Annotated in this window: 9 protein-coding genes; 3 read left to right on the forward strand and 6 right to left on the reverse strand. The window is 25.0% G+C overall.

The window, feature by feature from the left end:
- Positions 1 to 320 precede the first annotated feature (320 nt).
- Both GBZ86_RS07475 and GBZ86_RS07480 read left to right on the forward strand, forming a co-directional pair.
- On the forward strand, positions 321 to 1,736 hold the full coding sequence (locus GBZ86_RS07475) for a DUF3794 domain-containing protein (protein WP_152889270.1): 1,416 nt from the start codon (positions 321 to 323) through the stop codon (positions 1,734 to 1,736).
- Positions 1,737 to 2,160: 424 nt separating this feature from the next.
- Positions 2,161 to 2,931, forward strand: coding sequence for a DUF975 family protein (locus tag GBZ86_RS07480; protein ID WP_152889271.1), 771 nt, complete (start codon positions 2,161 to 2,163; stop codon positions 2,929 to 2,931).
- Between the two features lie 83 nt (positions 2,932 to 3,014).
- On the opposite strand, the gene GBZ86_RS07485 is transcribed toward GBZ86_RS07480, so the two are convergent.
- Genes GBZ86_RS07485 through GBZ86_RS07505 form a run of 5 tightly spaced genes read right to left on the reverse strand, consistent with a single transcriptional unit; the run spans position 3,015 to position 7,167 of the window.
- Complete coding sequence (locus GBZ86_RS07485; RefSeq protein WP_152889272.1) at positions 3,015 to 4,049, reverse strand: aerolysin family beta-barrel pore-forming toxin; 1,035 nt, start codon at positions 4,047 to 4,049, stop codon at positions 3,015 to 3,017.
- A gap of 25 nt (positions 4,050 to 4,074) precedes the next feature.
- The gene (locus GBZ86_RS07490) at positions 4,075 to 5,115 is read right to left on the reverse strand and encodes an aerolysin family beta-barrel pore-forming toxin (RefSeq protein WP_152889273.1); all 1,041 of its coding nucleotides are present in this window, start codon (positions 5,113 to 5,115) and stop codon (positions 4,075 to 4,077) included.
- A gap of 36 nt (positions 5,116 to 5,151) precedes the next feature.
- Positions 5,152 to 6,234, reverse strand: coding sequence for an aerolysin family beta-barrel pore-forming toxin (locus tag GBZ86_RS07495; protein WP_152889274.1), 1,083 nt, complete (start codon positions 6,232 to 6,234; stop codon positions 5,152 to 5,154).
- A gap of 24 nt (positions 6,235 to 6,258) precedes the next feature.
- Entirely contained in the window at positions 6,259 to 6,645 is a 387-nt protein-coding gene (locus GBZ86_RS07500; protein ID WP_152889275.1) for a hypothetical protein, read from the reverse strand.
- 27 nt (positions 6,646 to 6,672) lie between these two features.
- Positions 6,673 to 7,167, reverse strand: a complete 495-nt coding sequence (locus tag GBZ86_RS07505) for a hypothetical protein (RefSeq protein ID WP_152889276.1) — start codon at positions 7,165 to 7,167, stop codon at positions 6,673 to 6,675.
- A 280-nt stretch (positions 7,168 to 7,447) separates the two neighbouring features.
- Between GBZ86_RS07505 and GBZ86_RS07510 the strand changes: the two genes are divergently transcribed.
- The gene (locus GBZ86_RS07510; protein WP_152889277.1) at positions 7,448 to 8,074 is read left to right on the forward strand and encodes a hypothetical protein; all 627 of its coding nucleotides are present in this window, start codon (positions 7,448 to 7,450) and stop codon (positions 8,072 to 8,074) included.
- Between the two features lie 101 nt (positions 8,075 to 8,175).
- On the opposite strand, the gene GBZ86_RS07515 is transcribed toward GBZ86_RS07510, so the two are convergent.
- Positions 8,176 to 11,949, reverse strand: a complete 3,774-nt coding sequence (locus GBZ86_RS07515; protein WP_152889278.1) for a beta-N-acetylglucosaminidase domain-containing protein — start codon at positions 11,947 to 11,949, stop codon at positions 8,176 to 8,178.
- Positions 11,950 to 12,420 lie beyond the last annotated feature (471 nt).

Consider the following 12,420-nt stretch of genomic DNA (forward strand, 5'->3'; position numbering starts at 1 on the left):
TTTAACAGCTATTTCTAAACTAATAAATGTTATTTTAGCCTACTCTTTAAATGACATAAAATATATTAGAAGTATTAGAAAACTATATTTAATATCAGCTTAATCACATATCCACAGTCTAATTTCACAATCGCCTAATCTATATAATATCATATTTTTAAATTACATTATTTAGAAGTTATTTTTCATAAAATTTTTGTTCTTAAATTTAAAAGTATAAATGTAATTTTTTTAATATAACATATCTATTTGTAACTTTTTCCTAATAAAAACATATTGTAAATTATAACTTAATATAAAAAATACATAAGGAGGTAAAAATGTATTGCAAGTGCTCTAATAAAAATAACTATGAAGTCATAAGTCTTTGTAATATTAAAAATTTTACTAATAAAAATGGTCCTTTTATAAATAGTGCATGGACTCAAATATCACTGGCTGATATTTTAACATTACCTTACAATTGTCCTAAAATTGAGAAAATAGAAAAAATTTATATTGAAGTTAATATAACTAGTAATAAAATTATAAAAACTCCTAAAAGCCCTGCTGCTAATGCTGAAGGTCTAATTTTAACAGGAAAAAAACTACTTATAGATGGGTATTTTTGTATAAAGCTAGTATATACTTCTTTAACTAAAGAACAATCTATACATTCCATTAATTTTAATATTCCATTCTGTACTTATATTGTTATTGAAGAAAATGTAGATTTATTTATTGATGCATATTGTGTAAAAACTTGTGTGGAGGATATTTTTGCTTCTCTTATAAAGTGTAATACAATTTTTTTTAATGTAACATTTTTCTTATTTGCCTCTAAAATAACTCCAACCTGCCCTGTACCTCAACCACCTAAGGATGATTGTACTATAAATTTTGTTCAACCAAAAATACCTAATACTATAACTTTTAAAACAGCATCTTTAAATAATAATATAAGTGAAATAACATTTGATATACAGTTAAAACAAATTAAAGCTACTTCTACAGGAATTTCTTCTGGAAGACTCTATAGTCATATTTCATTTAGTAATAATGAATTTTTTTCATTTAAGCTAAGAGATTTTAATCAAAATATAAAAACCAAAGCTAGTATTAAAGGGGAAGAAAATGCTGATGTATTTGTAAAAAAATTAAATAATATGTCCTTTGAAGTTGATGATATTATAGAGTTAGAAGTTCTTATTCCTAAAAGTGTTCAAATTACTCACTTTCCAACGAAAGATAACGTTTTTTTATTAGGAAATTCTTCAGGTCCAGGTGATTCTATCAAAGAATACTACCAAATAACTCCTGGAGGATTAAGAACTTATACTCCTAATCCTCCAATTCAAGTACAAACTCTTCTAAGTAGCATTATAGTAAAAAATTTAAATGATTTACCAATTATTACTATAATGTTTAATAATGAAGATAAAAAATTAATTACTTCTTCTGAAAAAATTTCTGTGGTACCAGCAGGTAGTGATCCACAACCCTATTTTACATTTAAATTATCTAGACCTGATGGAACTATAATTCGTGATAGCATTACAATGGGAACTACTACTCCTGCTAATTTTTATTCTCAACTTATAGAAAATTTTTCTTTTGACTATGAAGATATTATAGAACTAACTTATACAGATAGTTCCATATCTCATATTACAATTAATTTAAAAGGAGTCAATCATACTCCTACTAAGCTCGCTGAAAAATATAAAATAACTCCTAATGGACTTGTAGAAATTTAATAGTATTTTGATTTAATACACTTTTAGTAAATTTATAAAGTAATTAATACTTCTACTAAAAGTGATTTTTTATGACAAGAAAAAATATAATAAAGAATTTAATATTGAAGTTATTAAACAAGTTATTGAGAATTTAAAAAATATCAAAACAGATAAAAAATTAGAACTTTCTAAGGATTTCATTTATAAATACATAAAAAATTTAAAGAACTATTAGTAATACATACATTAGAGTCAGCTATGGATAGGGAAAATCTTAAAGAATTTATTATAGTACCTACAAATATGAAATTATTATTATATTTGTAAAATTATTTTAAAAGTTTTGAAAAAATTTGTCATTATAGATATAATACTAAATTGTACAATACAGGTATATTATGCTATTATTAATTTAAGTTTTATATGAAATGAGGATGAAAAAATGAATTTTAAAGAACTAAAGAAAAATGGTTGGAATAATGTGAAAAAAAATATAGGTGGAATGGTAGGGGTTACAACTGTTTATTTATTAATGTATGCCGTATTTACATTAGGTATCCTAGGAAAAGGAGTGGGAATAATTGGAGCATATTTAACTCCAGCCCTTGCTATAGTATATATTCTATGTTTAAAAATGTTAAAAGATTTTAAAGGAAAGGGTGTTCCTAAGTATAGATATGTGGATATATCTTTAGCTCAAATATGGAATTCTATTAAATATACTTTATGGATTGCTTTATTTTCTTTACCAATGGTAATACTTATTTTTATTGCTTTAATACCTTTAATTTTTAAGATACTAAATAGTGTGTATATGGGTGATCCTTATTATTTATTAAATGATTTTAGCTTTTCAATAAATTTATTAATTATTGTGTATATTGTAGGTATAGTTTATTGTATTATATTAAATCTTATGTTTTCACTAACTCCTTATATAATCATGGAAAGAAAAAATCATGATACAGTAAGAGATTTAATGACTGAAGCACATAAGCTAATAAAGGGTCATATGTGGAATTACTTTTTATTTAAATTAAGCTTTATTCTTTGGTATATACTTGGAATAATAACTTTAGGCATAGGCTTTTTATGGATAACACCTTATATTGAAATGTGTAAAATAGAATATTACTATAAATTAAAAGAAATAAAAGGAAACAAATGCAAAGTAGTAGAAGATGACTTTATAGTAGATGTAACAAAAGAATAATTTTGTATAAAAAAATGTATTATTTTTAAATAATACATTTTTTTATACAAAACATTTAAATAAATATTATATATTTTAAATATCTATCCATTCAGTGGTTGAACTTGTCCAGATTCTATTATAACGTTATTGTAATTAATTTTAGAAAATTTTCCTTCAATCTCTACACATTCAAATTTATTAAATATTTTCATAAAAGAATTAAAATCAACATTTTCAGATAATTTTCTCCAATCCCAATAGAAATCCGTAGTATTAATTTTTTCTCCATATTCATTGGTAATTTCTTCAATGGCTGAAACTTTATCATTACCAAAAGTAAACTTTGTAGCAAGATTAGCAGGAGTAACATAACCTAAATAAGCATTTTTCTTGTTATTTATTTTACCACTTAATTGAATATTATAAGATATTAAAACTAATGCTTTATAAGGAAGAATAACTTTATTCCCATACAATATACTTTTTACAGACACTTTACTTCTTGGAGGCATGTTTATAGTTATATTATTAACTTTATTATATTTTCTTATTTCATCAATTTGATTTCCTAAAGTATATTTATGTGAAAAATTATATTTAAAACTTCTATCATTAAATAAATCATTATGAATAAATCTATAAGAATTTGTTAGTGAAATTTTATTAAATATATCCTTAGCTATATTATTTTTTAATGAAACTGAAACTATATTTTTAAATTCTTTTCTTATATTTTTTTTATTATTAGAATTATTAACCATATAATTTTCTGATAAAACTTTAGGTGATAAAGTTTCCTTTTTAGAAATAAGGGGTACTATTGTATCTGGAATAAATTTAAAGCTAAAATTTGAAACTTTCATATTTAATCGAATACGAGGATACCATCCTCTATTAAAATAATATTCTGATGTATTTATTGCATCTATATAATAATCACCCTTTGATTTACTTACATTATATCCTTCTCCAATAACTCTAGTATTACTTCCACGACAATATTCATAGCCTAAGAAACTACCTAATAAAGCCCATTTTTTTATAAACATAGGATGACTACATAACTTTAATTTAATTTCTTCTAAATCATTAAAATTTTCATATTTTAATTTAATAAGATCAATATTAGAACTCATTTTAATCACCTTTCAAATTAACAACTTATATAGGTTTAGCTTCTTGTGCTTGTAATATAGCTTTAATAGCATTTGTCTTTTTAAATTGTCCTTTAACAGAAATACATTCCTCTTTTTTTAATAAATTATAAAGTTCTGGGAAATTTGGATGTGATGCAACTACATTCCAGTCCCAATAATTTGCTGAATTTGGTATAACTCTTCTAGAATACTGTTGATATACATCTTCTAAAGCAGATGTTTCTTTATTACCCAAATCTAAAGTTTTAGTTTTAATGAAAGTATTTCCTAAATAAGCATGTTTATTTTTATTAAGAGCCCCATATAGAGAAATGTTATATGACATGCCTGCTAAAGCTGTATAGGATATATTTTCCTCATTAGTATATAATAAACCCTTTATTGAAACTTTACTTCTTGGAGGAACAGAAACAGTTATACTATCTTTGGTAGATAAAATTTTTTTCTCTTCTGTTTGTGTTCCTGTGGTTTGATCTGTAGAAAAATTAAAGGTAAGACTGAATTCAGCAGATGTTACATCCGTCCCCATTTTCTTTACATATTTAACCTCAAAGCCACTGCTAATAGTATTACTAACAGAATGAGTTACAGTTGACATTAAATCATATTTTAGCATTTCTGTTGTAGTAATACTATTATTAAAATCTTGATTTATAGCCATACTTTCTCCTATAAATTCAGGAGGTAATTCAGTAATTACTGAATCTGCTAACTTTATAGTTTCAGGATAAAAATAAAATTTAATATTTGAAACTGTTATTTGTAATCGTGTATAAGCAGATATTCCTGTTCGAGTATTATAACCTTCTTCATTTACATTATTTCTTGCTTCTAAAATATAATCCTCTCCTGATTTTCTTGCAGTATAACCTTCCCCAATAACTTTAGTATTACTTCCACGACAATGATTATATCCTAAAACATGACCTAAAAAAGCCCATTTTTTTATAAATGAAGGATGGTTACATACTTTATATTTAGCTTCTTCTAAATCAACAAAATCTACATCTCTTAACTTTACAAACTCTTTAACACTATCATTCATATAAGAAATCCTCCTCAATAACTTTAAATTTATTTATTATTCTCCTTCACTAACTTGTTCACTTATTATATCATCGGTTTCATTTAAGGCCTCACTCATTCCAGATTCCCATACAAGATTTGAAAAATTAACTTTTTCGAATCTGCCATTAACTTCATTAACTTCTCTTTTAGAAATAATATCTAATACACTTTGAAAGCCTTCATAGGTTTTTACTAAATTCCAATCCCAATAAAAAGAACTTTTATCAAAGGCTTTTATTTGATTTGATATATCATCAATGGCTGAAATCTTATCATTACCAAAAGTGAAACTTGTAGCAAGGTTAGCAGGAGCAAGATAGCCTAAATAAGCATTTTTATTACGATTTATTTTTCCATTTAATGTAATATTATATGATATTAAAACTAAAGCAGTATAAGGTACAGCCACATTATTTTTATATAATAAAATTTTTATAGGAATCTTACTTTTAGGCGGAACTTTTACCTTTACACTTCTATCAAGCCTTATAGTATTTCTCTCTTCTTTTTGATCTGAAATATTAATATCCCAAGAAAAATTATAATTTATATGAAATTCACTAACCTCTTTAATTTTATAAGCAAATCCTGCTTTAACTCCAAGTTTATATTTAGCAGATGAAAAATTTTTCGTTGCATCTGAAGTAGAAAAACTTATATCTTTTTTTATTTCAATTTCTTTAATGTTATTATTATAAACATAACTTTGAGAAAAATCTTTAGGAGGACTTTCTTCTTTTATAGGAATGAGAGTTTTAATAGTTTCAGGCATAAATTCAAATTTGAAATTTGAAACTGTCATATTTAATCGGGTATAAGGAGAGTTATTGCCTCTAGTAGTTCTGTAGCTTTCTTCATCCACATTATTTCTTGCTTCTATAATGTAATTTTCCCCTGATTTTTTTACAGTATAACCTTCCCCAATAACTCTAGTATTACTTCCACCACATTTTTCATATCCTAAAAAATTAGCTAAAAGAGCCCATTTTTTTATAAACAAAGGATGACTACATAATTTATATTTGATAACTTCTAAATCATCAAAAGCATCTACATCTATTTTTATATAATCATCATAATTAACATTGTTACTCATTATTATACTCCTTTACAGATTTCATTAAGATTTTCTATAAACATTAAAATCAGAAAAATTTCCAGCAACTTCAAAATCTACATCTTCTGTAAAAGTTACTGTATTACTAAATGCTAATTTTTCCATTGATGAACTGTTTATAATTGTTATTGTTAAATAAAAAGAAGTTATATTAGTTGGAATTCCTATATATCTAGTAAATCCTTTATTAAAAATTCCAGATTTTAATATAATATCTTCTTCATTTATTTTATAAATTATTAAAAATTCCACATTAAAATCTCCGTTATTAAATACTGATATTTGTTTATTGTATTCAATAATTTCTTCAATATTAGTATCTTCAGTAGAGATATTTAAAGTATTAAGGGGCATATTCTTTCCATCATTTAAATTATAATTAGTAAACATAATTTAATCCTCCATTATACTACTTTGTTAAAATTTTATAGTTTCTTCAAGTACTCGTGGAGCTTGTAAATTACCTTGAATTATAAAATATATATTTTTAGGATTAGTTATTATTTTATCAAAAATTAAAAGTTCATTTAATATAGGGTCTATAGCTTTTATGCTGACATAAATTGAGTTAACATTTTTAGGAATTTCTAAATATTCAGTGTTATAAGGGGCGAATGTAAAGGTTGCTGCTTTATTATTTAAATTAAAATTATAAACTAAATTAAATATAGCATTAAAATTTCCAAAGTTACTTATTTTCAAATAATTATTATCAGCAGAAATTTTAATTTGATTATTATTTGTAGAATTCATAGGATTTACATTTGTCATTATATCTGGATCAGGTAATGGAACACTTGGATTTTCAACGCCTGTAGAAATTTCTTCTGGTGGAATAACATCTTCTTCATACACAGTATCATCTATAATGTCAGGTAATTTTAAATCATCTATATCATAAACTCTATACATAAAAAACCTCCAAAAATAAAATTAAATATATAAATAATATATGACTTACTTTTACAAAATGTTACATATATAGATATTTTATTAAAACTACCTATAGTATATATGAAGAAAAATATTTCTATATCTTTTACTTTTAATGTTCTTTATTAATTAGTTTAGTTTTACATTTTCATTAAAAACCTTAACTATTGTTTTTACTAATTTAATGATATACTTTTATTAAATTGTTTTTTATATAAATATATGGAAAATAATAATAAATAATTGAAAGGAGCTATTTATGAATACAGAAGATGATTTTTTAGATATTAATGTATTTGATTCTAATATAGAGGATAACTTTATGCCTAATGTTAATCATAATTTTATTCATACTAATGAAAAAAAAATTATAAGAAAAGCTTGCATTGATTCTACATTATTTCACAGAATTAATTTTTTAATAAGTGATTTAAAAGAAAAAATACAGGGTATAAATTCAAGTTTACAGGTAATAGAAATAATTGGTCCTAAATCCCCTAAAACTATTATTAAGTTAAAAGATGAACTTAGTGAATTTACACAGTTACTTAATAGTTTATATAAAATAAAAGTAACTGGTTTACAACTAATTAATGAATCAGAATTTTTTACTAGTTTTTATTCTGGACTAGCTACTTTATGTGAAGCAACTATTAATAAAAAAAATCAAATTATTAAAGAAGCTAAACTAGTTAATAAAAATGGAGAAACTCATGAAAAAGAAGAAGTTCGAAAAGAATTTTTTGATTTAGAAGAAATGTATGATATTCTTAATAACCTTGTTTATGATTTATTAATTAGCTGTTATACCATGGATTTTAGAGAAGAATTAGTAAATTTAATAAAGAGTTTAAATAAAACTAGAATAAGATGTATACTCTGCTAAGAAATTTTATACTTTACTAAATATTTTAGAATTAAAAAACTTCCATGAAAATTTCATGGAAGTTTTTTGTTTTAAATAATTTTATTAACAATAGTATAATATTATTTAGTTGTTCTACCGTTTTTACCAATTGGTCTAGAAGTTTGTCCATCTTTTCCAATAGCTACAATTTTAAATCCATATAAAGTATTAGCCTTTAAATCAGTAGCAGTATACTCTGTTATTTCTGATGAAACTTCATCTATTTTAACTCCATCTTTATATATAACATATTTATCTACTGTTTCACCAGTTTTAGGGGCATTCCAAGAAAGTTTAATGGAATCATTAGTAGCTTCCTTAATGCTTAATTTTTCAGGTTTTCCTGGTTTCTCAACTATTTCAGGTATTTCTGGGTCTTCTACTATTCCTACAAAGGTTGGCTTTACTTCAAATATTTCAGGTTTTCCTGAAGGATTTTCAAAAGTAAGCTTCACTGCTACAATGTGCATTGGACTTTCTAAATTAAACTCATTATATCCTTCACTTAAATTACCAAGCTCTATCCATTGTCCCTTTGAATTTTGAGCTGTTACCTTAGCAGTTGATATATTTTCAGTTCCTTGTACTACTGTAACCTTAGATGATAACTTATTATCTAATATTCTATAGGTTAACTCATCTCCAGTTTCTATATTATTTTCAGGAATATAAGCTGTATTTAAATTATTGTCTCTCACATTTTCAGCTCTGTCTACATAAGTTCCTTTTTTACTAGTTGTAACTAAATATTCTTCTGTTAAGTTGTTTACAGTAAATTCTCTTACTTTTATCCAACGATCTCTAAATTTAGTTGAAGTAGCTTTTAAGTATCTTGCTTCGATATCTAAATCTTTAACTACTATATCATTAGGTCCAAACTCTGTATCTATTTGTGTCCAATTTTCACCATCTACTGAATATTCTAATATACCATTATTTATAAAGTCTTCATCATGACCTTGTAAAAGCCTTACATCTCTTACATTCATAACCTTACCTAAATCTATTTGTACATAATCTCCAACTTCAATAAATGGTACTGTTACAAATTGTGTACCAGAATCATAATCATCTCCAAAAACAGCTTGTCTATGTGGTCTATCTGGATTTATTGGTCTATTAGTAGTCATTGTAATTTCTGGTCTTCCTTCAGTATAAATCTTTAAAGACTCTAAGTTTACCTCTGTATCTTTAAGGGCTTTTATTCTAAAGAATTTACCTATTACTGGTTTCATACTTCTAAAAGATGCTCCATCACTTACCTTATGGAAGTTCCAGTTTCTATTATCAAGAGAACTTTCTATAACAAAATCTTCATTGTTTAAAGTTCCATTAGCTTGCATTGCCACTACATTTTTTATGTCATTTAAAGCAATTCCTATGGTTTCATCCTTTTTAAAATTTACAGTTCCTATATTATTTAAAGAGATGAATTCTTCATCACCTTCAACACCTTTTTCAATAGTTCCATTTTTAACTTTACCTAAAGCTTTTTCAGAACTCTTATTTACATTCACCTTAAAATCTCTTACAAATAACTTATTTTCACTATTTTTAGTTATTCTATAACGAACATATCTTGCTTCAACATCACATTCTACTAAAGTTTCTCTATTTTCTATAGTATCCTGTAAAGTTAACCAATTTTCACCATCTAATGAGTATTCTAAAACTCCATCTAAAATTATATCTGTATCATAGCCAGTTTTACCCATTAAAAAGTAAACATTTTTTAACTTTTCTACTTTTCCAAGGTCAAAACCTACATATTCACCTTCATTAACTGCATTTTTAGACCAGAATCCATTATCTAATAACTCATCAAACATCTTACTTGGATCATGAGTGCTTTTAGGCATATACCATTGCTCATATTCATTATGCTCTAAGTTTCCTATAGAAGTATAACTATATTCCTTATCTTTTAAAACTGTTGTTTTATTGTCAAAATAAGTATTTCCAACTTGGTGAGATTTTCTTATAAATGGGTCTACTACTAAATTACTTATAGTTTCCTTTTTGCTATCTAAATCTAAAAGTGCTTTAGTTCCTCTGTATTTATTATTCCAGAATCCTACCATGTTATCTGATTTTATATCCTTTAACATTTCCACAGTAGTTAATCCTGTATCTGCATACATTTCAAATTTTAATAGGTGATTTTCTATTTGTGATAATAATTTCTTGTTTTTTAAGGATGTTTTTAAAGTAGCAGAAGCTTCTTTCATTTTACTAAAATGATTTATTAATTCTTGAAGCTCTAAGCTTACATCTTCATCATTATCCCACTTTGTCCACATTCCTTCTATTAAAGCATTTAATTCTGGAGAATCTGGTCTTCCTGTATCTAATCTAGTAGAATGATCTGAAAATACCTTTAAAGCATCTTTAACTTCTTTGCCTATTATCTCTAAAGCTTTATCCCATGATCTATTATAATCATATTCTTTAGTATTCCAACTATAATCTGCTCCAGTGATAATTGAAACCTTAGAAGCTTCTGCAAATCTCATTGGATTAATAATAAATCCTGAAATTTCATCATCTAAGTCTTGGTCTAAAGCATACATTGGCCCTAAAGCTAATTTATCTTCTCTATAATCATTAACAGGATAGTTCCACCAAAGCATCATTTTCTTTCCATATATATTTCTTACTTTTTGTGCATCTTCTAAAGAAACTCCCTTTGGAGGAATAACATCATGACCTGTCCACATAACATCTATATCTTCTTCCAATGTATTAGCAAAAGATTGAGTATATTCCTTTATAGTTTGTCCATCTTGCTCATACATATAACTTGTCCAGTATTCTTTAGGTACTGTTATTAATGGTTTAACCCCTTCTTTTTTCTTTACAAATTCTCTATTAAATCTATTTAAAACCTCTGCTTGTTTAGCTCCCTCATTGTTTGCTATATCATCCCAAAGAATAGAGAATCTTCTAACTCCCATGTCATATAATGTTTCAGCTTTATTCATTAAAGCCTGAAAATCTACTTCTCCTTCTTCTCCATCAAATCTAATATCTAAACCAGGAGAAATAGCAAAAACAAAATCTACTTTATTTTCATCTGCAGTATGAATTAATTCCTGCATTCTATCTAATTCTGATGCTGGATATGGCTCTCTCCATTTTTCTCTATGGTATGGGTCAGATTTTGGAGCGTAAATATAAGCATTAATTTTATTTTCTCCATACATTTTTAATTGATCTAATCTTTCCTCTTGAGTCCAAGGTGTACCATAGAATCCTTCAACAATTGACCTTAATCTAATGCTTGGTTCATCCTTTACCACAACTTCTTTTACTGTTTTTACATTATTTTTATTATCTATAATTTGCTTTAAACTTTGAACTCCATAGAAAGTTCCTACTTCATCATTACCTCTTATAACTATGTTATCTCCAGATTCATTATCCTCAGTAGCTAAAATATAGCCTTCTGCCTTTGTAATATCCTCTGAAGAAACATTCATATTAGTTAATATATTGTCCATTTCACTAATATTATCATTCTTTTCACCAATATAAATAGTAGTAGCACCCTCCACTACAGTTTCATTTACTGTAATGCCTAAATTATTTAAAATTTCCTTTAATAAATTTACAGCATCTATATCAGCTTCATTAGCTCCAATGATATTTACAGAATCATTAAGTTCTACTATGCCTTCATTTACTGTCATATCCTTAGGCATTGGCATTATATTTAAATTTTCATTAGCTTTATTACCAATTAAATCATTAGCAATATTTTCAGTAGCTTTAACACTTATAACTGCACTAGTATTTATAGCTAAAATAGCAGCTAAAGATAACTGAAGCTTTTTAATAAACTTTTTTCTTCCCATTTAATAAATCCCCCTTATAAAATGAAAGCTTTAATTGTAAAATTACCCTTTAATTAATTCATAATTTATATAAAAACACCAATAAATTACAAAACAATTGATATTTTTACTTAATTATACATTAATTTTAATTATTGGTAAACATATTTTTGAAAATATTTTCATTTTCTGAATTTATTTATAAAATTATATATTTATCCCTATATTTATAAATAAGTTTTATACATATAAAGTAATCACATATATTAAATAACACCTCATACTATATAAACATGTACAACTATTTTTTTACTAAACAACAATTAATTTAAAACTTAAAGGAGGTTTTAAATGACTTTATTGAAAAATTCTATACTTAATATTATTAAAAATATTAATCCCATTGATTATATACTAAAAAATTTAAATATACATTTTTAAAATTCTTATAGATATAAAATTTAAAAATAATTTACTAATATTAATTAAAGG

The organism is Clostridium tarantellae (assembly GCF_009295725.1).
Classification (GTDB): domain Bacteria; phylum Bacillota; class Clostridia; order Clostridiales; family Clostridiaceae; genus Sarcina; species Sarcina tarantellae.

Excerpts from the sequence above, each read along its gene's own strand:
- GBZ86_RS07500 (WP_152889275.1), bottom strand. The coding sequence starts at position 6,645 with ATGTTTACTAATTATAATTTAAATGATGGAAAGAATATGCCCCTTAAT.
- GBZ86_RS07480 (WP_152889271.1), top strand. The coding sequence starts at position 2,161 with ATGAATTTTAAAGAACTAAAGAAAAATGGTTGGAATAATGTGAAAAAA.
- GBZ86_RS07490 (WP_152889273.1), bottom strand. The coding sequence starts at position 5,115 with ATGAATGATAGTGTTAAAGAGTTTGTAAAGTTAAGAGATGTAGATTTT.
- GBZ86_RS07510 (WP_152889277.1), top strand. The coding sequence starts at position 7,448 with ATGAATACAGAAGATGATTTTTTAGATATTAATGTATTTGATTCTAAT.
- GBZ86_RS07515 (WP_152889278.1), bottom strand. The coding sequence starts at position 11,949 with ATGGGAAGAAAAAAGTTTATTAAAAAGCTTCAGTTATCTTTAGCTGCT.
- GBZ86_RS07505 (WP_152889276.1), bottom strand. The coding sequence starts at position 7,167 with ATGTATAGAGTTTATGATATAGATGATTTAAAATTACCTGACATTATA.
- GBZ86_RS07475 (WP_152889270.1), top strand. The coding sequence starts at position 321 with ATGTATTGCAAGTGCTCTAATAAAAATAACTATGAAGTCATAAGTCTT.
- GBZ86_RS07495 (WP_152889274.1), bottom strand. The coding sequence starts at position 6,234 with ATGAGTAACAATGTTAATTATGATGATTATATAAAAATAGATGTAGAT.
- GBZ86_RS07485 (WP_152889272.1), bottom strand. The coding sequence starts at position 4,049 with ATGAGTTCTAATATTGATCTTATTAAATTAAAATATGAAAATTTTAAT.